The sequence below is a fragment of the Corynebacterium jeddahense genome (assembly GCF_028609865.1).
Classification (GTDB): domain Bacteria; phylum Actinomycetota; class Actinomycetes; order Mycobacteriales; family Mycobacteriaceae; genus Corynebacterium; species Corynebacterium jeddahense.
Map to the genome: position 1 here is coordinate 2,316,781 of NZ_CP063194.1, position 21,691 is coordinate 2,338,471.

A 21,691-nucleotide genomic window follows, 5' to 3' on the forward strand; every position below is an offset into this window, starting at 1 on the left:
TCCGGGCGCTTCCTAAAGTGAACAGCACATGAACAACAGGTTACGTAATCGCGTAACCACGATCTGACCGAAGGAGCAGATACAGCTTCTGCAAGGAGGAACAATGGCGAACAACATCGATTTCAGCATCATCCGCGAGCGTGCCCTGCGAAACATCCGCGAGGACCTGCTCACGGAGTACACTGGCCAGTTCGACGCGCTCGAGATCAACGACGCCTTCGACGCCGTCCTGCGCGCCCACAAGCGCTCCGCCACGGTCGAGGACTTCATCCCCGTCCTCGTCGAGGCAGAGATGCGTGACCGCCTGCGCGACGGCGAGCTGTTCCCCACCGCGGCGTAACGCCCGTCCCGCGCGCCCAGCCCTTCCGCAGGGCTGGGCGCTTTGCTATGTTCGGCCAAGAACTGTCGGTAGCGTGCGCACGCGTATCGACGTCACCCCGCCCAGCGAACGCCAACCCCACGTTGCCCGGGGCAAAGGGCAACACGCATGGCGCCCTGCGGCCGCATCAGGGCAAGAGCGGTTCGAATCCGCTCGCACGCACGGAGCACGCGGCCGGCACGGAGCACACGGGCACGGCCCCCACCACAGGGTCGCACCGGGCACCGATTACTACCGGGGCGTTGGGGGCCGGAGGTGGACGTCGAGACGCAACGCGCGCGTGAGGGTCGGGCACGGGGACAGAACGGATAAAGGAGGCACACATGCTGCTCGCGGAGGCGCTGGCGCGGCGCGCGGAGGCGCAGGATCGGCTGAACAAGCTGCAGGAACGCCTGGTGCAGGGCGCCGTGGTCCAGGAGGGCGACGCCCCTGCCGAGGACCCGGCGGCGCTGCTCGAGGAAGCCGCGGCGCTGCTCCAGGAGATCGAGACGCTCGTGCGCCGCATCAACCACACAAACGCGCAGACGCCGTTCGAGGGAGCAACGCTCACAGACGCGATCGCGCGCCGCGACGCCCTGCTGCGCTCGCGCCGGCTCTACGCCGCGGTGGCGGACGCCGCGACGGTGACCAGCCACCGCTACTCCCGCTCCGAGGTGCGCTTCGTGCCCACCGTGGACGTCAAGGCGCTGCGGGACATGGCGGATTCCGCGTCCAAGGCCTACCGGGAGCTGGACACGAAGATCCAGCAGCTCAACTGGTCGACGCAGCTGCAATAACGCGCTCGAACTTCGCGCCGGTGGCCTCCCACGAGAACCGCGCGGCCCACTTGCCCGCGGACTGCGCCATCGCCGCACCGCGCCCGAGGGTCTCCGCGACCGCCTCCGCGAAGTCCTCGCCCGGCCGCACTAGCCGCCCCGTCTCGCCGTCGCGAATGGAGTCGGCCACCCCGCCCGCGCTCGCGTACGCCACCGTGGGCAGGCCGTGCTGCGCCGCCTCGATGACGGCGATGCCCCACCCCTCCTTCCGCGAGGGCAGCAGGTGCACGCCGCCGGTGCGCGCGGCCCGTTCGAGCAGCGCGTGCTTGTACGCCTCGGAGACGTGGCCGTGGAACACCACCTTCGCCCCGTGCGGCGCGGCGTACTCGCGCAGCTCGTCCTCCCACCAGCCGGAGCCGACGACGTCGAGCACCGCCCCCTCCATGCCCGCGACCACGTCGATCGCCTCCTCGATGCGCTTGTGTGGCACGAGGCGGGAGAGGGTGACCAGGTGGGTGCGACCGTCGTCGGGAAGCACGGGCGTCTCGGCCGGCACGGGGTCCACGCCGTTTTCCACGATCGCGATGTCGCCCTCGCGCACGCCGAGCGCCACGAGGTCGCGCTTCGACGCCTCCGAGACCGTCACGTATGGTGCGCCCCGGTGCACGCGCGGGGCAACCTTCGACTCGAGGAACCAGCCCAGCCGCCCGATGAACGGCCCCGCCACAGGCCACTGCTCCTTGTGGCAGTGGTGCGTGAGCAGCACCACCGGCCTGCGGGTGCACAGGCGCGCGAAGAACGGGATGCCGTTTTGCGTGTCCACCACCACGTCCGGCCGGTGGCGCCAGATGGCCAGCGGCGCGGCGAGGTAGACGCTGAACTTCCCGCCGACGCGCTCGTAGCGCACCCCGTCGCGTCTCGAGCGGCGCGGCGCGTCCGTGTGCATCGACGTGCGGTAGATCACCTCGTGGCCCCGCGCGGCGAGGTACTCGCCCACGCGCTCGAGGTAGCGCTCCGAGCCGCCGCCTTGCGGGTGGGTGGAATCGCGCCAACACATGAGCAGTATCTTCATCGCTATGCACCGTACCCGCCGGATGGCCACGCTTCGCCGCTCGCTCCGGCTGCTGCGCACGTTCCCCTACGAGCAGTTCCGCCCGCGCGTGTTCTACTCGGCGCTCGCCCGCGATACGCGCTTGCTTCTCGACGCCCTCACGGCCGACCTCACCAACCACCCCCTCGCCGGCGCGTCCGTCTTGGACGTCGGCGGCGGCCCCGGCTACTTCGCCGACGCCTTCGCGGACTGCTTCTACGTCGGCCTCGAGCCCAACGTCACGGAGCTCTCCGCCGCGGGGCTCTCGGGCTTCGGCGCGGTGCGCGGCGACGGCGCGGCCCTGCCCTTCGCGGGCGGCTCTTTCGACGTCGTGTACTCCTCCAACGTCGCCGAGCACATCCCCGACTGGCGCGCCATGGGCGAGGAGATGCTGCGCGTGGCCAAGCCCGGCGGGCTGGTGGTGCTGAGCTACACGGTGTGGCTCGGCCCGTTCGGCGGGCACGAGACAGGGCTGTGGCAGCACTACGTGGGCGGGGAGTACGCGCGGCGTCGATACGCGAAAGCCCACGGCCGCGAGCCGAAGAACATCTTCGGCGAATCCCTCTTCGCCGTCTCCGCGGGCGAGGGGCTCGCGTGGGCGGAGTGCACCGGCCAGCTCGCCGCCGCGTTCCCGCGCTACCACCCGCGGTGGGCGTGGTGGGTCACGCGCGTGCCGGTGCTGCGGGAGTTCGCGGTGTCGAACCTGGTGCTCGTGCTGCGCAAGGCCGCCCCCGCGGCCGCCCCCGCGAACAACCCAAAACCGGCTACCTAGAACCGGCTACCCCGCCGAAAAACGGCCGGTAGCCGGTTCTAGGTAGCCGGTTCCTAGGTGGGGGCAGGCCTAACGCGCGGCGTGAATGCGCCCGTCGAGCTGCTTCAGCTGGTCGAAGATCTCCTCCGGCACGCGGGAGCCGAGGCCCTCGAGGTACCGGCGCGCGTCGGCGACGTCTTCCTTCCACAGCTCCGGGTCGGCGGTGAGCGCCTCGCGCACATCCTCGATCGGGGTGTCCAGGCCGGTGAGGTCCAAGTCCTCGGCGCGGGCGGTGTGGCCGACGACGGTCTCGTCCGCATCCACCTTGCCCTCGAGGCGGTCGACGATCCACTTGAGCACGCGCGAGTTGTCACCGAAGCCCGGCCACAGGAAGCGGCCGTCCTCGCCGCGGCGGAACCAGTTGACCAGGAAGATCGCCGGCATGCGATCCCCGCCGGTGCGGCCCATGTCAAGCCAGTGCTGGAAGTAGTCGCCCACGTTGTAGCCCATGAACGGCAGCATGGCCATCGGGTCGTGGCGCAGAGAGCCAACCTTGGCTTCCGCGGAGGCGGCGGTCTGGCCGGAGGAGAGCATCGCGCCGATCATGGTGCCGTGCTCCCAGTTGTGCGCCTGGGTAACCAGCGGCACGGTGTCCGGGCGGCGGCCGCCGAAGAGGATGGCGTCAATCTTCACGCCCTGCCAGTCGTTGAACTCCGGTGCGGCAGCCGGGCACTGCTCGATGGCCACGCAGTAGCGGGAGTTCGGGTGGGCGGCCTTGGAGGAGGATTCAGGCGTCCAGTCCTCGCCGCGCCAGTCGATGAGGTGCGCGGGCGCCTCGCCGTCCATGCCTTCCCACCAGACGTCGCCGTCGTCGGTGAGCGCGACGTTGGTGAACAGGATGTTGCCCGGCTCCATGCTCTTCATGGCGATCGGGTTGGAGGCGTAGTTGGTACCCGGCGCGACGCCGAAGAAACCGTTTTCCGGGTTGACGGCGTACAGCCCGTCCTCGCGCAGTTTCATCCAGGCGATGTCGTCGCCGACGACCTCGGCCGTCCAGCCGTCGAGCGTCGGGGTGAGCATGGCCAGGTTGGTCTTGCCGCAGGCGGACGGGAAGGCGGCGGCGATGTGGTAGGCCTTGCCCTCCGGGGAGGTGAGCTTGAGGATGAGCATGTGCTCAGCCATCCAGCCCTCCTCGCGCGCCATCACGGACGCGATGCGCAGCGCGTAGCACTTCTTGGCCAGGATGGCGTTGCCGCCGTAGCCGGAGCCGTAGGACCAGATCTCCTTGGTCTCGGGGAACTGGGAGATGTACTTCGTCTCGTTGCACGGCCACGCCACGTCTTCCTGGCCCGGCTCGAGCGGGGCACCGACGGAGTGGAGGCAGTGCACGAAATTCTCGCCCTCGATCTTCTCCAGCGCCTGAGCGCCCATTCGGGTCATGATGCGCATGGAGAGCACGACGTAGGCCGAGTCCGTCAGCTGGACGCCGAGCTTCGGGTCCGGGTCGCCGATCGGGCCCATGCAGAACGGCACGACGTACATCGTGCGCCCGCGCATGGAGCCCTTGAAGTGCTCGAGCATCTCCTCTTTGAGGGCGGCCGGCTTCATCCAGTTGTTCGTCGGGCCGGCGTCTTCCTCGTGCTCCGTGGAAATGAAGGTGCGCGACTCCACGCGTGCCACGTCGGAGGGGTTGGAGCGGGCGAGGTACGAATTTGGGCGCTTTTCCTCGTTGAGCTTGATCAGGGTGCCGGCCTCGACCAGCTCGGCGGCGAGGCGGTTCCATTCGTCGTCTGAGCCGTCCGCGAAAACCACCTTCTCCGGCTCGAACAGGTCGACCGCCTCGTTGATCCAGGCGATGAGCTGCTCGTTGTCCGTGGGGGTATCCCCCTCCAGGCGTTTAACTGCCGCGGTCATGTGCTCTCCTTTGGTGACTGGTTATAGCCAGTGTGCGTGCGCCCACTACTCGATACGGTGTTCCAAGCGTATCGAAACGGGCGCCCATCTGGCTAAAAGTTGGGCCCGTTCATTCGTAGGCCGGATATAACCAGCGCGCGCGAGCATGGCGTTTGCGCCCAGCGGGGGTAAACGCCTACCCCCTTTCCGTAACCGGGATGCACATGCTTCTCGACGCGCCGGGGGTGACACACGCCGCCGCCGCCAAGCCGCGGCGAAACTTGCGTTTGACCTGTGGTTATGGAGAATGAACACGATGGATAATACTGAAAACTCCCGCCCGGGCACCGGCGAACTGCCGGCCGGGCGCCCCCTCCAGACCGACTTCGGCACGGGCCTCGACTACCCGCGCCTCGGCTCGGTGACCTTCCGTCGCGGCACGCTCACCGACAACCAGGAGGCCCTGTTCAACGAGCACTGGCCGCGCCTCGGCCGCGTGCTCGCCGAGGGCGCGGACGACCCGATCGACATCGACGCCTGGTTCGGGCGCTCCGGACACCCCACGATCGTGGAGATCGGCTCCGGCACCGGCACCTCCACCGCCGCGATGGCGCCGCTCGAGGCGGACACGAACATCGTCGCCGTCGAGCTCTACAAGCCGGGCCTTGCCAAGCTGCTCGGCGCGTTGGTGCGCGGCGGCATCGACAACGTCCGCATGGTGCGCGGCGACGGCGTCGAGGTCCTGGCCCGCATGTTCGGCGAGGAGTCCCTCGACGGCGTACGCATCTTCTTCCCCGACCCGTGGCCGAAGGCGCGCCACCACAAGCGCCGCATCATCCAGTCCGGCACGCTCAACCTCATCGCTACCCGCCTCAAGCCCGGCGGGGTGCTCCACGTGGCCACCGACCACGCCGGCTACGCGGAGTGGATCGACGAGCTCGTGGACGTCGAGCCGATGATGGAATACAAGGGGTGGCCGTGGCCGGACGCGCCGTTGCTCACGGACCGGCAGGTGATCACTAAATTCGAGGGCAAAGGTCTGGACAAGGACCACGTCATTCGCGAGTACCTCTGGGAGAAGAAGTGAGCATGGACCTGCAGTCGCTGACGCACCCCTACACGCCCGGTGCGGCCCCCGGCCCGGAGAGCTACCTGCTCGTGTGGGACGCGCCGAACCTCGACATGGGACTCGGCGCCATCCTCGGCGGCCGCCCCACGGCGGCGCACCGCCCGCGTTTCGACGCGATCGGGCGCTGGCTCATCGACCTCGCCGACGAGCGCTCCGCGGAGCTCGGCCACGCCGTGGAACCCGAGGCCACCGTGTTCACCAACGTCGCCGCGAGCGGCGCGGACGCGATCCGCCCGTGGGTGGAGGCGCTGCGCAATGTCGGCTTCGCCGTCTTCGCCAAACCGAAGAGCGACGAGGACTCGGACGTGGACCGCGATATGCTCGCCCACATCGAGCGCCGCCGCGACGAGGGCGTGCTGCAGGGCGTCGTCGTCGCGTCGGCGGACGGCCAGAACTTCCAGGAACCGCTGCTCGAGCTCGTCGGCGCCGGCGTCCCCGTCACCGTCTTGGGCTTCCACGAGCACGCCTCCTGGGCCGTGAACTCCCCGGACGTGCGCTTCGTGGACCTCGAGGACATCCCGGGCGTGTTCCAGAACCCGCTGCCGCGCGTCAACCTCGACCAACTGCCGGACGAGGGCGCCTGGCTGCAGCCGTTCCGCCCGCTCAAGTCGCTGCTGCACAGCACCCGCGATTAGGAAGGGGCATCCGCCGTGTTCACCAAGTGGGGCCGCTTCGCCTACCGCCACCGCCGCGTCATCCCGCTCGTCGTCGTCGCGCTCATCCTCATCCTCCAGGTGTGCTTCGGCTCCAAGCTCGGCGAGCGCCTCTCGCAGGAGGGGTGGGAGGACCCCGGCGCGGACTCCACCGCCGCCGCGGCGATCGAGCAGGACACGTTCGGGCGCGACAACTCCGGCGATGTGATTGTGCTCGTGGATGCTCCGGAGGGCGTCGATACGCAAGCGCTCGTCGCGTCGATGAACTCCCAGCTCGGGGGGCTGCGCGACCAGTTCCCGAACGAGATCGCCTCGGTGAACAGCTACTTCGAGCACCCCAACCCGCAGCAGGTCAACGCCGAGCACACGAAGGCGTTCGCGGCGATCGGGCTGAAGGGCGACGGTGAGCAGACGCTCAAGGACTTCCGGACGATCAAGCCCGTGCTCGACGCGCTCGAGGCGCCGGGCGGCACCGTCCAGGTCGCCGGGGCCACCGCCGTCGCCGACGCGCTGGACAAGGGCATGGCCGACGACATCGCGCGCGCGGAGAAGATCGGCCTCGTGTTCGTGGCCGTCATCCTCCTCTTCGTTTTCGGCGGCGTGGTCGCGGCGGCGATGCCGCTCATCGTGGGCATCCTCTCCATCATCGGGTCGCTGTCGCTGCTCAGCGTGCTCGCGCAGTTCCAGCAGGTGAACATCTTTTCCCAGTCCATCATCACGCTGCTCGGCCTCGGCCTGGCCATCGACTACGGCTTGTTCATGGTCTCGCGGTTCAGGGAGGAGCTCGACCGCGGCCGGTCCACCGAAGACGCCGTCGCCGTGACAACGAACACGGCGGGCAAGACGGTCTTCTTCTCCGCCCTCATGGTCGGCGTGGCGCTGTCCGGCCTGCTCATGTTCCCCCAGGCCTTCCTCAAATCCGTGGCGTACGGCGCAATGAGCGCAGTCCTGCTCGCCGCGCTCATCTCGGTGATCATGCTCCCGTCACTGTTCGGCATGCTCGGCCCGAGGATCGACATGTGGTCGGTCCGGAGGACGTCGAGAAGCGGTAAGCGCCTCGAAGACACCGTCTGGTACAAGATCCCCGCCTGGGCGATGCGGCGCGCGAAGGGCGTCACCGCCGGCCTGGCCGTCCTCCTCGTCGCGCTCACGCTGCCCATCCTCGGCATCACGTTCGGCGGCATCAACGAGACGTACCTCCCACCAGACCAGGTCACGCGCCAGGCCCAGGACGAGTTCAACGAGGAGTTCCCCGCCTTCCGCACCGACCCGGTCAAGCTCGTGGTCACGGGCGCGTCGAACGAGCAGCTCATCGACGTGGTCATGCAGACCCGTCAGGTCGACGGCCTCGCCGCGCCGATGAAGCCAGCCCACCCGACGCAGGACGGCACGACGGTGCTCTCCGCGCCGCTTGCGGACCGCACCGACAGCGCGGACGTGGTAAAGCAGCTGCGCGAGATCAAGGCGCCGGACGGCGTGCGCACGTACGTCTCCGGCACGCCGGCGATGGAGGTCGAGTCCATCGAGGCGCTCCTGCACCGCCTGCCCTGGATGGCGCTCTACATGGTGCTGGCCACGTTCCTGCTCATGGCGCTCGTGTTCGGCTCGCTCATCCTCCCGGCGAAGGCCGTGATCATGAACGTGCTCAGCATCGGCGCGACGCTCGGCTTCCTCACCGCCGTCTTCGTCGACGGCCTCGGCTCTGGCGCGCTCAACTTCACCCCGGGCCCGCTCATGAGCCCGATCCTCGTGCTCATCATCGCCATCCTCTACGGCCTGTCCACGGACTACGAGGTCTTCCTCGTCTCCCGCATGGTCGAGGCCCGCCAGGACGGCGCCTCCACCGACGACGCCATCCGCCGCGGCACCGCCCACACCGGCGGCATCATCACTGCCGCCGCGCTCATCATGATCGTGGTCGCCGCCGCGTTCGCGCTCTCCGACATCGTGATGATGAAGTACATCGCCTACGGCATGATCTTCTCCCTCGCCCTCGACGCCACGGTCATCCGCCTCCTCTTCGTCCCCGCCGTCATGCATCTCCTGCGCGAGGACAGCTGGTGGGCGCCTCGCTGGGTGAAGCGCGCCGCCGGGGCGTTCGGCGAGGGCTCAGGCGTATCGACGCCCACCTCCGGCGAGACCCCCATCGAACAAGCAGTCGTGGACGACCAGCCCGGGCGCGCCGGCGTGAGCGTGGCGGAAAACGCCTCCCTCGTCCCCTTCTCCGAGCTCATGCGCGAGCTCGACGAGCGGGGCGGGCGCGACGGGCGACGCGCCGCACTCGAGCAGCTGAAGAAGAAGGAACTTGAGCGCTAGCCACTGGCGCCAGTGGCTGCGCTGGCTCGCGCCGGTCGCCGCCCTCGCCGCCGTGCTCGTCATCCTCCGCGACCAGCTGCCGTTTTTCGGCGAGGCGTGGCAGGCGATCGGCGCGGCCTCCCCCCTCCCCCTCGCGTGCGCCGCGGCCACGGCCGCGCTCGCGCTCGCGGCGATGGCCGCGGTGATGCAGATCCTGCTCAACGTGGACGGCCCGGTGGCCGACGCGGCCGGCACGAACGCCATCACGCTCGCGTCCAACGCGTGGTCCACGACGGTGCCGGGCGGGCCGGCGATCTCCGCCTGGCTCACCTACCGCGTGCACCGCTCCTGGGGCGCGTCACCCGGCCTGTGCGGCTGGTTCTTCGTCGTCTCCGGCGCGCTGTCGACGGTGTGGATGGTGCTCATCGGCGTCGTGGCGGTGATGCTGCTCGGCGCCGAGCTGTCGCTGTGGTCGTTGCTGGCCACGCTCGCCGCGGCGGCCCTCACCATCGCCGCGGTGTTCTGGGCGACGGTGCACCCCGCGGTGCTCAAGCGGTGGGTCCGCTTCCTGCCCGACAAGGTGCGCGGCCGCGTCGACGGGGTGATCGACCAGGTCGCCGCCATCCGCATCTCCGGGCCCGCCTTCACCGCCGCCGCGGGGCTCTCGCTCGCAAACCAGCTGCTCGACGTCGCCACCATGGTCTTCTCCGTCTGGGCCGTCACGGGCGTGATGCCGGGTGGGGCGCCGGGCGGGCCGGAGGTGGCGTCGTCAAGCGACGGCATCTCGCTCATGGGGGTGTGCCTCGCGTACGTCATGACGAAACTGGCGGGCTCGGCGCAGGTGACGCCGGGTGGGCTGGGCACGGTCGAGCCCGTCGCCGCGGGCATGCTCGTCGCGGGCGGGCTCACCCTCGCGCACGCGACCGCGGCGACGGTGGTGTACAGGGCGATCTCGTTCGTGCTCATTACGGCGATCGGGTGGGTCGTCTACGCCGCCGTCTACGCAGGGCGCGGCTTCATGGTCGGGCGGCCCGTCGCGGGCGACGCCGTCTGAGCTGGCGTGACGATATTAACTTGCGCACTGCGCGCAAGTGAGGGCTATCGTGGCCCTACATGAGCGTTTCCAGCATGCTTTACGGTCGCACCGTGGATTTCCAACGCGTCCTGCCCGTCGGCTGGCACGCGCACGAGGAAGCGGTCGCCGCGCTCCTTGAGAGCTTCCGGCAGGTGCCGGACGGGCAGCGCGTGCGGCTGGCAAAGAAGACGTCGAACCTGTTCCGCTCCCGCGGCACGGGCAGCGTCGGCCTGGACGTCGACGGGCTGCGCGGCGTCATCGCCATCGACCCGGTGGCCAAGACCGCGGACGTGCAGGGCATGTGCACCTACGAGGACCTCGTCGACGCGACGCTGCCGTACGGGCTCGCACCGCTCGTCGTGCCGCAGCTCAAGACCATCACCCTCGGCGGCGCCGTCTCCGGCATGGGCGTGGAATCGACGTCCTTCCGCAACGGCCTACCGCACGAGTCCGTCATCGAGATGGACGTCCTCGTGGGCACCGGCGAGATCATCACCTGCTCGCGCGAGCACAACGTCGCGCTCTTCCGCGCGTTCCCGAACTCGTACGGCTCCCTCGGCTACGCGGTGCGCCTGAAAATCGAGCTCGAGGAGGTCGCCCCCTTTATCGAGCTCGATCACGTGCGTTTCGACGACCTCACGGCTTTCCAGGACGCCCTCGCCGCCGCGGCCGCCTCCGGCGAGTGGGACGGGCGGGCGCTGCACGGCCTCGACGCGGTCGCATTCTCGCCCTCCGAGCAGTACCTCGTGTGCGCGTTCCAGACCAACGACGCCCCCGGGGTGTCCGACTACACGCGCGACGCCATCTACTACCGCTCGCTGCAGCACCCGTCCGGGGTGCACCACGACTACCTCACCATCCGCGACTACATCTGGCGCTGGGACACGGACTGGTTCTGGTGCTCCCGCGCCTTCGGTACCCAGAACCCCAAGGTGCGCAAGGTGTGGCCGCGCGAGCTGCGCCGCAGCGCGTTCTACTGGAAGCTCGTCGGCCTGGACAAGAAGTACGACCTCGAATACCGCTTCCTGAAGAAGCCGAAGCACCTGCCGCGCACCGAACGCGTCGTGCAGGACATCGAGGTGCGCGACACCCAGCTCGCCGAGTTCCTCGACTGGTTCTTCCAGGCGAGCGACATCGAGCCGGTCTGGCTCTGCCCCATTCGGCTCCGTGAGGGCGTCGAGACGCTGGCGGGCGTCGAGCTCGAGGAGCGCGCGCCGTGGCCGCTCTACCCGCTCGAACCCGGCACGACCTGGATCAACGTCGGGTTCTGGTCCGGCGTGCCCGCCGACCACGTCTCGCCAGCGCAGGAGCCCGGTGCCTTCAACAAGGTCATCGAGCGCAAGGTCTCGCAGCTCGGCGGGCACAAGTCGCTCTACTCGGAGGCGTTCTACGACCGCGCCGAGTTCGAGCAGCTCTACGGCGGGGACCTACCGGAGCGGATCAAGGCCCAGTACGATCCGGACCGACGCTTCCCGGGCCTCTACGAAAAAACAGTGGAAAACGCGTAGGAGAATTCAGCACAATGGCAACCTTCACTCCGATGACCGTCGCGGACATCGTGGACACCCTTTTTCCCTCCGGCACCCCGTTTAAGTGGGAGGCGTTCGATGGCTCGTCGACCGGGCCGGCGGACGCGAAGCACACCGTGCGGGTGAACAGCCCCGAGGGTCTGTCCTACATTGTCACCCACCCCGGCGACGTCGGCCTCGCGCGGGCCTGGGTCACCGACGGCCTCGCCGTCGAGGGCGCGCACCTCGCCCACCCCTACGACGTCTTCGACGACATGCGCACCCTGTATGGCAACTACAAGCGCCCCAACCCGCGCGAGATCGTGCGCATCGCGCGCTCCCTGCGCTCCATGGGCGCGCTGCAGATCCAGCCCGTGCCCGAGGCGGAGCACGCGTCCTGGCTCGAGCGCACCATCCGCCAGGGCCTCGCCCCGCACTCCAAGGAGCGCGACGCCCAGGTCATCTCCTCCCACTACGACGTGGGCAACGACTTCTACGAGCTCTTCCTGGGCAAGTCCATGGCCTACACCTGCGCCTACTACCCCACCCCGGACGCCACGCTCGACGAGGCGCAGGAGAACAAGTTCCGCCTCGTCTTTGAAAAGATGCACCTCAAGCCCGGCGACAAGCACCTCGATGTGGGCTGTGGCTGGGGCTCCATGGTGCGCTACGCCGCACGCCAGGGCGTGAAGTCCCTCGGCGTCACCCTGTCCAGGGAGCAGGCGGAGTGGGCGCAGGCGAAGATCAAAGAGGAGGGTCTCGAGGACCTCGCCGAGGTGCGCTTCCTCGACTACCGCGACGTCACCGAGACCGGCTTCGACGGCATCTCCTCCATCGGCCTGCTCGAGCACATCGGCGTGGACAACTACGCCAGCTACTTCCAGTTCCTCGCCGACAAGCTGCGCCCGGGCGGCGTGATGGTCAACCACTGCATCACCTACCCGGACAACCACGAGACGCCGCAGGGCGACTTCATCAACCGCTACATCTTCCCCGACGGCGAGCTCACCGGCTCCGGCACCATCATCCACGAGATGCAGGATCACGGCTTCGAGGTCTACCACGAGGAAAACATCCGCTTCGACTACATGCGCACCCTCCACGACTGGTGCGAGAACCTCAAGGCGAACTGGGACGAGGCGGTCTCGCTGGTCGGCATGAACACCGCCAAGCTGTGGGGCATGTACATGGCCGGCTCGGAGTGGGGCTTCGAGCACGACGTCGTCGAGCTGCACCAGGTCATCGGCGTCAAGCTCGACGAAAACGGCTCGCGCGCCGGCACCCCCGAGCGCCGCTGGTGGAACGACTCCGTCTTTTAAGTTCTAGAGTGGCTGGCATGCGCAACACCATCTCCAAGCCGTACGCCATCGCCGCCGACTACGTCGCCATCGCCGCCTTCGCGCTCCTCGCGCGGGCGGCGCACCAGTCCGACGAGATGCCCTTCAACTTCTCCGGCTGGCTGTCCACCTTGTGGCCGTTCGCCCTCGGTGTGACGCTGGGCTGGCTGATCACCCGCGAGAACAAGGGTGGTCTCATCTGGATCATCACCGTGGTCACCGGGCTGGTGATCTGGGGCATCCGCAACGGCCGGGTTCCCCACTGGTCCTTCATCGTCGTAGCCACCACGATGTCCGCGCTGCTCATGCTCGGCTGGCGCGGGGTGGCCAAGCTGGCGAAAAAGCGCTAGCCCGCAACCAGGTGCCCCAGGTCAGGGCACTATTAGAAATCGCTCGCTTATGCGAATTTTTACAAGGGCGCGCACCCGCCACGACCGCCGCGCAACAGAAAACCCGGGCGGCCAGCGCCGCCCGGGTCTGCGCCGGAACCGCTAGAAGCTGGAGCCCCAGTTGTACAGCGGGTCGTGGTTGTTGGCTAGGAGACCGTTGACGAACACGATCACCATGCTGATGAGGTCGCCGACGATGTCAAGGGTGGAAGAGAGCATAGGAAACAAATCTTTCTACGTGTTAGAGGGGGCTGATGGTGTGCTTCTTCGGCAGGTCAAACTCCTGCTTGGAGGCTAGCTGCCGGAGGGCTCGTCGTAAAGCAATGCGGGTCTGCGAGGGCTCGATCATCTGGTCAATGTACCCCCGCTCCGCGGCGACGTACGGGGAGGTCATCTCCTGGTCGTAGAAGTCCATGAACATCTTCTTCATGGCCTCGCGCTGAACCGGGTCCTCGATCGCCGCGAGCTGCTTGCCCTGCAGCATGACCACGGCGGCCGAGGAGCCCATCACCGCGATCTGGGCGGTGGGCCACGCGAGGTTGATGTCGCCGTTCAAGTTCTTCGACCCCATCACCGCGTACGCGCCGCCGTAGGCCTTGCGCACGATGAGGGTCACCTTCGGCACGGTGGCCTCCACGCCGGCGAAGGCGAACTTCGCGCCGCGGTGGATGAGGCCTTCGCGCTCCTGCTCCACGCCAGGCAGGTAGCCCGGGGTGTCCACGACGTAGACCACGGGGATGTTGTAGGCGTCGCAGGTGCGGATGAAGCGGGCGCCCTTATCCGCGGCGTCGGCGTCGATGCAGCCCGCGAGGTAGAGCGGGTTGTTGGCCACAAAACCGACGGCGCGCCCGTCGATGCGGCCGAAGGCGCAGATGAGGTTCTCGGCGTAGTTTGCCTGCACCTCGACAAGGTCCTCGTCGTCGCCGAGCTGCACGAGCAGGTCCATCATGTCGTAGCCGGCATTCGTGTCGTCCGGCATGAAGGTGTCCAGCGCGGAGTCGTCGAGCTCCTCATCGGGCTGCGCGGCGACGACCGGGGCGGCATCGAATGTGGAGGTCGGCAGGTGCGCGAGCAGGTCGCGGACGTAGTCAAACGCCTCCTCCTCCGAGGCGACCACGGCCTGGATGTTGCCCGCCTGCTCCTGCACGCGCGCGCCGCCGAGCTCGGCGGAGGTGATGTCCTCGCCGGTGACCTCGCGGATCACGTTCGGGCCGGTGACGTACATCTCGGACTCGCCGTCGACGGCCACCACGAAGTCGGTGGTCACCGGGGCGTAGACCGCGCCACCCGCGGATTTGCCCAGCATGATCGAGATCTGCGGCACGCGGCCCGACAGCGGCAGCTGGCGTTTCGCGATCTCGGAGTACATCGCCAGCGACGTCACCGCGTCCTGGATGCGCGCGCCGCCGGAGTCCTGGATGCCGATGACGGGGCAGGAGATCTTGATCGCGAACTCCATGACCTCGGTGACCTTGCGCCCGAACGTCACGCCGACGGAGCCGCCGTAGACGGTTTTGTCGTGGGCGTAGATGGCGACGGGGCGCCCGTCGATACGCCCGTAGCCCGTGACCACGCCGTCGGAGTACACCGCGTCGGGGTCGCCGGGGGTGCGGGCGAGCGCGCCGATTTCGACGAAGGAGCCCTCGTCGAGCAGCGCGTCGATGCGCTGGCGCGGGGTGGTGCGCCCGGCCTCGTCGCGCTTCTTGCGCGAGCGCTCGGACCCGGGGTCCTGCGCCTTGTCCAGGCGCTCGCGCAGGTCGGCGAGCTTCTCCGCGGTCGAGCTTGTGCGTATCGACGACTCCGTCACTTCCGCTTCCCCTCAATCCATGCGTTCATGTGCTTGCCCACGATGCCGACAGCCGGCTCGTCGACCACGGCGAGGTGGTCGCCCGGCAGGTGGACGATGGTCAAGTCGTCCACGATAGCGCCCCAACCGCCGTCCTCGTCAATGTGCGCGTAGTTCGGCTCGAGCGTGATCGCGCCCTCGTGCATGCCCTCCGAGCGGAAGAGCAGCACCGGCACGTCGACGTCCGCCCAGCGGCGGAAATCGAGGTGGTTGAGGATCTGGTTGTCCACGAACGACGCCCGCTGGTGCTCGAGCACGCCGGCCGCGAGCCCGTGCTCGGAGGCGTTGGTGGTGGCGAGGAACTCGGTGAGCATCTCGAGCAACGCGTCCTCGCCCGCGGTCTCGAGCAGCTCGTACGGCGGCTCGAAATCGAGGCCGTACGTGTCGCTGGCGAACTTGGCGTAGCGGCCCCAGCGCGCCTTCGTCTCTTCGAGCGTGTCCGGGATCGGCTCGGAGGGCTGCGTCGTGTCCAGCAGCGAGATGAACTCGACCCGGTCGTTGCCCAGCTGGTGCGCGACCTCGTAGGCGAGCGCGCCGCCGAAGGACCAACCGGAGAGGACGACCTTGCGCCCGTCGGCAATCCGCTCGATGTCCTCGACGTACGCCTTCGCGCGGTCCTCGAGCGAGCCCTCGAGGCGCTCGATGCCGTAGACCGGCACGTCCTCCGCGAGCCGGCGCGCGAGTGGCGCGTATACGACGCTCGACCCGCCGGCCGGGTGGAACACGAACACGGGGTTCACGTCCGCCGAGCCGTCGCGGAAGACGCGGATGTTGCCGTCCACCGGGGTCTCCAGCCCCTCACGCACCATGTTCGCCAGCGGCTCGAGGGTCGCGGCACCGAGGACGTCGGCGGCGGTCACCTCGACGCCGGAGCGGTCGGCGAGGTGCGCGGCGATCTCGCCCGCCTGCTGCTCGGTGATCTCCGGCAACGGCGACGTCACGCCCGCCGCGGCGGCGCCGGCGTACTTCGCCCACGCGCCGAAGACCATGCGTTCCGACGCGTCGCGCGGCGCCACGCCCACACCCTGCGTCTTCGCGGTCGCGGCGGCCGGGTCGCGCGCCTCGTCGTTGTACGGCAGCGGCTGCGGGGCCTCGGGCTCGCCGGCCACCGCGTCCTCGACGATGCGGATGACGTCGGCGACGGAGGCGTCCCGCAGCGTCTGCACCTGCAGCGGCGGAATCTGGAAGTCGTTTTCCACCCGGTTCTTGATGCGCATGCCCATGAGGGAATCGAGGCCGAGGTCGATGAGCGGCAGCTCGTCCGGCAGGTCCTCCGGGTCGTAGCCCATGGACTCGGAGACGATGCCGCGTAGGCGCTCGGCGACGGTCTCGCCGGAGGCGGGGTCCCAGCGGACCGCCTCGACGTCCGCGTCATCAGTGCCAGCGGCGGCGGCGTCGGCGGCGTCGGCGGGGGCCGAAGGGCCGTCGTGACGCTCGGGCTCCATGACCCCCTGCACGGGCGCACCGGCGACGTCGAGGGTGGCCGCGAAGCCCTCCGCGACGAGCGCGACGCCGTCGTACACTTTCACCGCGAGCCCACCGAGCGACGCGGCGACGACAGTGGTCACCTCGCCGTCCGCGGGCAGGTAGCCGTGCTCCTCGGTGGCCACGACGCGCGCGCCCGGCGCGACCTCGGCCGCGGCGGCCTCGATGAGCTGGTGCGGGCTGTAGACCTGGTCCGCGGCGGTCGAGAACGCGACCTGCCCGTCGGGCAGGTGCACCCGCGCGCCGAGCAGCGTCGTGCGCGACGAAGACGGGCGCGCCGGCGTCCAGTGGTCCACCTGCTTGAACGCGGTCTTCGGCGCGGCGATGGCCTCGCCCGGGCCGTAGAACACGCCGAAGTCCACCGGCATGCCGCCGACGTAGAGCTTCGCGGCGAGGTCCATGAGGGACTCGAGCTCATCCACCTTGCGCTTCGTGGTGTAGAGCAGCTGGGCGTCCGGCTTGCCGGCGGCGAAGGCGGTGTTCATCATGCCCATGAGCGCCACCGGGTTCGGGGTGACCTCCACGAGGGTGGAGTGGCCCGCGGCGAACGCGGCCTCGGTGGCGTCCTGGAAGTACACCGGCTGGCGGGTCATGCGCAGGAAGTACTTGTCGTCGTGCACGACCTGGCCCGGCTGGTACACCTCGCCGCGGTCCACGGAGCTGAACAGCGGGACGCGCAGCGGCTTCGCGTCGATGCCGGCGATCTCACCGGCGAGGTCGCCCATGATTGGGTCGAGCGCGCTCGTGTGCCCGGCGCCGCGCACGTTGAGCTTGCGCGCGAACTTCTCCTCGGCGGTGAGCGCCTCCACGATGTAGTCCACGGCCTTCGACGGCCCGCCGACGGTGGTCATGCCGGGCCCCGCGTACACCGCGGGCTCGACGCCGGTCGCCTCGGGATGCTTCTCGACGAACTCCGCCAGCGCCTCCCGTGACAGCTCCACGACGGCCATCGCGCCCTCCTGGTCCGTGCCGGCGATCATCGCCTCGCCCTCGCCCATGAGGCGGGCGCGGGCGGTGGCGATGAGGATCGCGTCGCTGTCGGAGAGCCCGCCCGCGCCGTACGCCGCGGCGATCTCGCCCATGGACATGCCCATGGTCGCCGCCGGGGTGATGCCGGCGGAGGCGAGCAGGTCCGTCTGCGCGATCTGGATCGCGGTGATGGTGACCTGGCCGTTCTCGGTGTCGTACGTGAGCTCGTCGTTCTCGATGATGTCGAGCATCGACCAGCCGGCCTGGAACTTCACCATCTCGTCGAGCTCGCGCATGCGGCGCGCGAACAGCGGGGAGCGGTTGATGAGCTCCTTGGCCATCTTGCGGTGCTGGGAGCCGAAGCCGGAGTAGACGAAGACGGGGCCCATCGGGCTCGGCGCGTCGGCGACCGCGATGCCAGGGCCGATCTTGCCGTCGGCCACCTGGCGCAGGCGCTTCACGGCGTCCTCGACGGTGGCGGCCTGCACGACGGCGGCGGAGCGGCCGTGGTTGCGCTTCGCCAGCGAGCGCGCGACGGGGATGAGGTCCGCGTCGTCGCGGCCCTCGAGGAAGTCCGCCAGCCGCGCGGCAGCCTCCTTGCGGCGCGAGGGCAGCAGGCCCGTCACCGGCAGCGCCGCCGCGGCGACCCCGGTGAAGCTCGCCTCGGTTTCGGGGACGTCGACGTCGTAGTCGGCCGGGTCGAAGTCCGCGAGCACGACGTGCGCGTTCGTGCCGCCGAAGCCGAAGCCGGAGACGCCGGCGACGCGGCGGCCGGAGTAGCGCGGCCACTCGCGCGGGTCCTGCACGACCTCGATGCGCTCGGCGTCGAAGTCGACGTAGTGGTTCGGCGCGGTGAAGTTGATGGTCTCCGGGATCGTGTCGTGCTTAAGCGCCTCGAGCACCTTGATCAGCGCCACCACGCCCGCGGCGGACTCGGAGTGGCCGATGTTCGACTTCGCGGAGCCGAGCAGCAGCGGCTTCGACGCCTCGCGCCCGCGGCCGAGCACCTCGCCGAGCGCGGTGGCCTCGATCGGGTCGCCGAGGATGGTGCCGGTGCCGTGCGCCTCGACGAGGTCCACGTCGCGCGGATCCACCCCGGCGTCGGCGTAGGCGCGGCGCAGCACGTCCACCTGTGCCTCCGGGTTCGGTGCGGTGAGCCCGTTCGAGTGCCCGTCCGAGTTCGTCGCCGAGCCCTTGACCACTGCGACGATGTCGTCGCCGTCGCGCACCGCGTCCTCGACGCGCTTGAGCACGACGAAGCCCGCGGCGTCCGCGCGGACAATGCCGTCGGCGTCGTCAGAGAACGCGTGGATGCGCCCCGTCGGCGAGATGACGCCGAGCTCGGAGAACGCGAGCGAGGCAAACGGGTTGGCCAGGATGTTCACGCCGCCAGCGAGCGCCACGTCCGCCTCCCCGTCGCGCAGCGCGCGCACCGCGTGGTGCACGCTGACCAGCGACGACGAGCACGCCGTATCCACGTTCATGGACGGCCCGCGGAAGTCGAAGGCGTAGGAGATGCGGTTCGGGATCACCGCGCTCGACGCGCCGGTGAGTGCGTACGGGTGCGCCTCCGCCGGGTCCGCGGCGATGAGCATGCCGTAGTCGTTGTTCGACGAGCCCACGAACACGCCGACCGGCGTCCCGCGCAACGCGCTCGGCGCCAGCCCCGCGTCCTCGAGCGCCTCCCACGCCACCTCGAGCATGATGCGCTGCTGCGGATCCATGTTCTGCGCCTCAAGCGGGGAGACGCCGAAGAACTCGTGGTCGAACGACGCGATGCCGTCCATATACCCGCCGTCGGTGTTCTCCTCCGCCATCTTCGTTCGCACGACCGGGTCGCCGAGGTACTCGTCCCACCGCGGCGCGGGGAGGGGCCGGGTGGCCGAGCGGCCGTCGAGAAGCAACTGCCAAAACTCGTCGTTGTCCCGCGCGCCGGGGAAGCGCCCGGCCGAGCCGACGACCGCGATGTCGTGGGTCGCGGGAGTTGTCGCGGTTGCGTGACGACGCACCTCCGGCGCCTCCGGCACCGCCCCCCGCGGGGCCGTGAGCGCCTTGGCCAGCGACGCCACGGTCGGGTACTGATAGGCGATGGTCGGGTCGACGTGGCGGCCGAGCAGCGTTTCCAGCTCCCCGGAAAGGATGACCGCGTCGCGCGAGGCCAGCCCGTACGTCTCCAGCGGCGTGGCGGGGTCGACAGCGTCGACACCCGTGGCACCCTGGACCCAACTGGTGAGCCACTGAATCAGATCATGCTCGTTCATAACAGTTCAGAGTATCGCCCGCCGTGACCGTTTCGTTACTTGGAACCTGCGTGTTCGCGCTCGGTGAACCGCTTCGCGTTCACCCGGCGCGCGATTTTGCCCGCCGAGGAGCGCGCGATACCGCCCGGCTCGGTGAACTCGATGACCTCGGGCGAGACGCCGTGGTTCGTGGTCACGGCGGAGCGGATGGCGTCCTCGGCCGCGGCGTCGCCGTCGGCGTCGGCGCCGTCCGCGCGCTCGGCGAGGATGATGAGGCGCTCCACGTCGTCGCCCGGCACAGCAAACGCGGCGACGGCGTCGGTACGCACGTGGTCGCTCGCCTCCATGACGGTGGCCTCGATGTCCTGCGGGTAGTGGTTGCGCCCGGCCACGACGACGAGGTCCTTCACGCGGCCGGTGATGTAGAGGTGCCCGTCGAGCACGACGCCGAGGTCCCCGGTGGCGCACCAGTTGTCCCGCGGCAGGCCCTCCTGGAGCGTCTCGCCGATGGTGTTGTGGAAGGTCGCCTCCGTCTCCTCGGGGCGGTCGAGGTAGCCCGCGGCGACGTTGCCGCCGTTGACCCAGATCTCGCCGATCTCGCCCTCGGGCAGCTCGTTGCGGGTGTCTTCGGTGTCCACGATGGCGAAGTGCATCCACTTCACCGGCTGCCCGTTCGACGCCATGGGCACCCCGCCGTCCGCCGGCACGGCCCTGCCGTCCGCGAGTGCGTCGCGGTCGAACTCGACGAACTTCGGCCGATCCTGCGTGCGGTCCGTGGCCACGAGCAGCGTCGTCTCCGCGAGCCCGTAGGAGGGGCGCAGCACGGTACGGTCGAGCCCGGACGCCCCGAACGCCTCGATGAACGCGTCCACGCCGGGCTTGGTCACTGACTCGGAGCCGACGATGATGCAGTCCACCGCGGAGAAGTCGTACTCGGACGGGTCCGCCGGCGCGGCGTAGCGGGCCGAGAGGTCGAGCGCGAAGTTGGGGATGCAGCTGTAGATGTGCAGATCCTGCGGGTCGTCCTCGCGCCGGGAGAGGCGCTCGACCCACCGCTTCGGCTGCTGGACGAAGTCGCGTGGCGCGAACAGCTCGAGCTCCTGGCCCAGCACCACGCCGATCACGGCCACGATCACTCCCATGTCGTGGTGCAAGGGCAGCCAGGTGGGGATGCGCAGGGGCGTAGTGAACTGCAGCGCCTCGTTGATCTGCAGCACGTCCGTCACCAGCGCCTCGTTGGTGATGATCACGCCGGCGGGGTTGCGCGTCGAGCCCGAGGTGTACTGCAAGAAGCACACCTGCGCGCCCGTGTCCTCCCCGTCGACCGGGGCGATGGGCTGCCAGGACTCGGCGAGCGAGTCCGGCAGCGAGTCCACCACGAGGATGCGGGGGCGCTCGGCGGCGGGCAGCTCGGCGAAGTGGGCGCGCACCGCTGCCGCGCCGGCGCCGTTGGTGACCACGACGCGCACGGCAGCGTCGTCAAGCACTGCCTTGAGGTGCCCCTCGTGCCCGGGCTCGTTCGGGTCGTAGAGCGGCACCGGCACGAGGCCGGCGTAGAGCGCGCCCATGAAGCCGAAGAGGTACTCGGCGGAGTTGGCCGCCATGATGGCCACGCGCTCCCCCGGCTGCCCGATCTGCGCGAGGCGGGCCGCGACTGCCTTGATGCGGGTGTTCACCTCGGTGCGGGTGTAGGTGGTCACCTCGCCGTCGGGGGCGGAGGAGAAGTCCCAGTCGCGGATGTTCACCGCGTCGCCTTTCCCCGCCTCGAGGTGGGCCTGGTAGAGCATCTCCGCGAGCCGCGGGAGGGTGAAGTGCTCCGGCAGCGCGATGGCCCCGTCCGCGCCGATGAATTGGGCAGTCAGCTGCTGCAGGTCCATCCGAACCCCTTTCTCGTACA

The 21,691-nt window shown here is 69.3% G+C and carries 15 protein-coding genes; 10 read left to right on the forward strand and 5 right to left on the reverse strand.

The window, feature by feature from the left end; all coding sequences use genetic code 11:
• The first annotated feature begins 103 nt into the window (after positions 1 to 103).
• Both CJEDD_RS11165 and CJEDD_RS11170 read left to right on the forward strand, forming a co-directional pair.
• On the forward strand, positions 104 to 340 hold the full coding sequence (locus CJEDD_RS11165) for a three-helix bundle dimerization domain-containing protein (protein WP_042406259.1): 237 nt from the start codon (positions 104 to 106) through the stop codon (positions 338 to 340).
• A 362-nt stretch (positions 341 to 702) separates the two neighbouring features.
• Positions 703 to 1,155, forward strand: a complete 453-nt coding sequence (locus tag CJEDD_RS11170) for a DIP1984 family protein (RefSeq protein ID WP_042406264.1) — start codon at positions 703 to 705, stop codon at positions 1,153 to 1,155.
• On the opposite strand, the gene CJEDD_RS11175 is transcribed toward CJEDD_RS11170, so the two are convergent.
• A complete protein-coding gene (locus CJEDD_RS11175; protein ID WP_042406267.1) occupies positions 1,130 to 2,206 on the reverse strand; it encodes a glycosyltransferase family 4 protein in 1,077 nt (358 codons plus the stop codon). The genes CJEDD_RS11170 and CJEDD_RS11175 overlap by 26 nt on opposite strands.
• 4 nt (positions 2,207 to 2,210) lie before the next feature.
• Here CJEDD_RS11175 and CJEDD_RS11180 point away from each other — a divergent pair, with 4 nt between their 5' ends.
• Positions 2,211 to 2,996 (forward strand): class I SAM-dependent methyltransferase, encoded by a 786-nt coding sequence (locus tag CJEDD_RS11180; protein ID WP_074432501.1) that lies wholly within the window; start codon positions 2,211 to 2,213, stop codon positions 2,994 to 2,996.
• Between the two features lie 69 nt (positions 2,997 to 3,065).
• Here the strand turns inward: CJEDD_RS11180 and CJEDD_RS11185 are convergent, their stop codons facing one another.
• A complete protein-coding gene (locus CJEDD_RS11185) occupies positions 3,066 to 4,889 on the reverse strand; it encodes a phosphoenolpyruvate carboxykinase (GTP) (RefSeq protein ID WP_042406271.1) in 1,824 nt (607 codons plus the stop codon).
• A 295-nt stretch (positions 4,890 to 5,184) separates the two neighbouring features.
• Between CJEDD_RS11185 and trmB the strand changes: the two genes are divergently transcribed.
• Genes trmB through CJEDD_RS11220 form a run of 7 tightly spaced genes read left to right on the forward strand, consistent with a single transcriptional unit; the run spans position 5,185 to position 13,215 of the window.
• A complete protein-coding gene (gene trmB, locus CJEDD_RS11190; RefSeq protein WP_081764504.1) occupies positions 5,185 to 5,955 on the forward strand; it encodes a tRNA (guanosine(46)-N7)-methyltransferase TrmB in 771 nt (256 codons plus the stop codon).
• Between the two features lie 2 nt (positions 5,956 to 5,957).
• Complete coding sequence (locus CJEDD_RS11195) at positions 5,958 to 6,632, forward strand: NYN domain-containing protein (protein WP_042406276.1); 675 nt, start codon at positions 5,958 to 5,960, stop codon at positions 6,630 to 6,632.
• A gap of 15 nt (positions 6,633 to 6,647) precedes the next feature.
• Entirely contained in the window at positions 6,648 to 8,966 is a 2,319-nt protein-coding gene (locus tag CJEDD_RS11200; RefSeq protein WP_042406280.1) for an MMPL family transporter, read from the forward strand.
• A complete protein-coding gene (locus CJEDD_RS11205; protein WP_042406281.1) occupies positions 8,956 to 9,999 on the forward strand; it encodes a lysylphosphatidylglycerol synthase transmembrane domain-containing protein in 1,044 nt (347 codons plus the stop codon). The genes CJEDD_RS11200 and CJEDD_RS11205 overlap by 11 nt, the downstream gene beginning before the upstream one ends.
• 59 nt (positions 10,000 to 10,058) lie before the next feature.
• Positions 10,059 to 11,528 (forward strand): FAD-binding oxidoreductase, encoded by a 1,470-nt coding sequence (locus CJEDD_RS11210; protein WP_273657528.1) that lies wholly within the window; start codon positions 10,059 to 10,061, stop codon positions 11,526 to 11,528.
• Positions 11,529 to 11,542: 14 nt separating this feature from the next.
• Positions 11,543 to 12,847: an SAM-dependent methyltransferase gene (locus CJEDD_RS11215; RefSeq protein ID WP_042407950.1), complete on the forward strand. Its 1,305-nt coding sequence runs from the start codon at positions 11,543 to 11,545 to the stop codon at positions 12,845 to 12,847.
• Between the two features lie 17 nt (positions 12,848 to 12,864).
• Positions 12,865 to 13,215, forward strand: coding sequence for a DUF3054 domain-containing protein (locus CJEDD_RS11220; RefSeq protein WP_232297730.1), 351 nt, complete (start codon positions 12,865 to 12,867; stop codon positions 13,213 to 13,215).
• A gap of 280 nt (positions 13,216 to 13,495) precedes the next feature.
• Here CJEDD_RS11220 and CJEDD_RS11225 read toward each other — a convergent pair whose 3' ends face one another.
• From CJEDD_RS11225 to CJEDD_RS11235, 3 genes are read right to left on the reverse strand one after another with little or no spacing between them, the layout of a single operon-like run.
• A complete protein-coding gene (locus CJEDD_RS11225; protein ID WP_232297731.1) occupies positions 13,496 to 15,061 on the reverse strand; it encodes an acyl-CoA carboxylase subunit beta in 1,566 nt (521 codons plus the stop codon).
• Positions 15,058 to 19,815 carry a polyketide synthase Pks13 gene (gene pks13, locus CJEDD_RS11230; RefSeq protein WP_042407953.1) on the reverse strand — a complete coding sequence of 1,586 codons (4,758 nt, stop codon included), beginning with the start codon at positions 19,813 to 19,815 and terminating at the stop codon, positions 15,058 to 15,060. Before pks13 ends, CJEDD_RS11225 begins: the two co-directional genes overlap by 4 nt.
• Before the next feature lie 35 nt (positions 19,816 to 19,850).
• Entirely contained in the window at positions 19,851 to 21,671 is a 1,821-nt protein-coding gene (locus CJEDD_RS11235) for a FadD32-like long-chain-fatty-acid--AMP ligase (RefSeq protein ID WP_042407955.1), read from the reverse strand.
• Between the last annotated feature and the right edge of the window lie 20 nt (positions 21,672 to 21,691).

Bases quoted from the DNA above. Each gene is read 5' to 3' on its own strand.
- CJEDD_RS11165 (WP_042406259.1), top strand. From the start codon at position 104: ATGGCGAACAACATCGATTTCAGCATCATCCGCGAGCGTGCCCTGCGA.
- CJEDD_RS11170 (WP_042406264.1), top strand. From the start codon at position 703: ATGCTGCTCGCGGAGGCGCTGGCGCGGCGCGCGGAGGCGCAGGATCGG.
- CJEDD_RS11175 (WP_042406267.1), bottom strand. From the start codon at position 2,206: ATGAAGATACTGCTCATGTGTTGGCGCGATTCCACCCACCCGCAAGGC.
- CJEDD_RS11180 (WP_074432501.1), top strand. From the start codon at position 2,211: ATGCACCGTACCCGCCGGATGGCCACGCTTCGCCGCTCGCTCCGGCTG.
- CJEDD_RS11185 (WP_042406271.1), bottom strand. From the start codon at position 4,889: ATGACCGCGGCAGTTAAACGCCTGGAGGGGGATACCCCCACGGACAAC.
- trmB (WP_081764504.1), top strand. From the start codon at position 5,185: ATGGATAATACTGAAAACTCCCGCCCGGGCACCGGCGAACTGCCGGCC.
- CJEDD_RS11195 (WP_042406276.1), top strand. From the start codon at position 5,958: ATGGACCTGCAGTCGCTGACGCACCCCTACACGCCCGGTGCGGCCCCC.
- CJEDD_RS11210 (WP_273657528.1), top strand. From the start codon at position 10,059: ATGAGCGTTTCCAGCATGCTTTACGGTCGCACCGTGGATTTCCAACGC.
- CJEDD_RS11215 (WP_042407950.1), top strand. From the start codon at position 11,543: ATGGCAACCTTCACTCCGATGACCGTCGCGGACATCGTGGACACCCTT.
- CJEDD_RS11220 (WP_232297730.1), top strand. From the start codon at position 12,865: ATGCGCAACACCATCTCCAAGCCGTACGCCATCGCCGCCGACTACGTC.
- pks13 (WP_042407953.1), bottom strand. From the start codon at position 19,815: ATGAACGAGCATGATCTGATTCAGTGGCTCACCAGTTGGGTCCAGGGT.
- CJEDD_RS11235 (WP_042407955.1), bottom strand. From the start codon at position 21,671: ATGGACCTGCAGCAGCTGACTGCCCAATTCATCGGCGCGGACGGGGCC.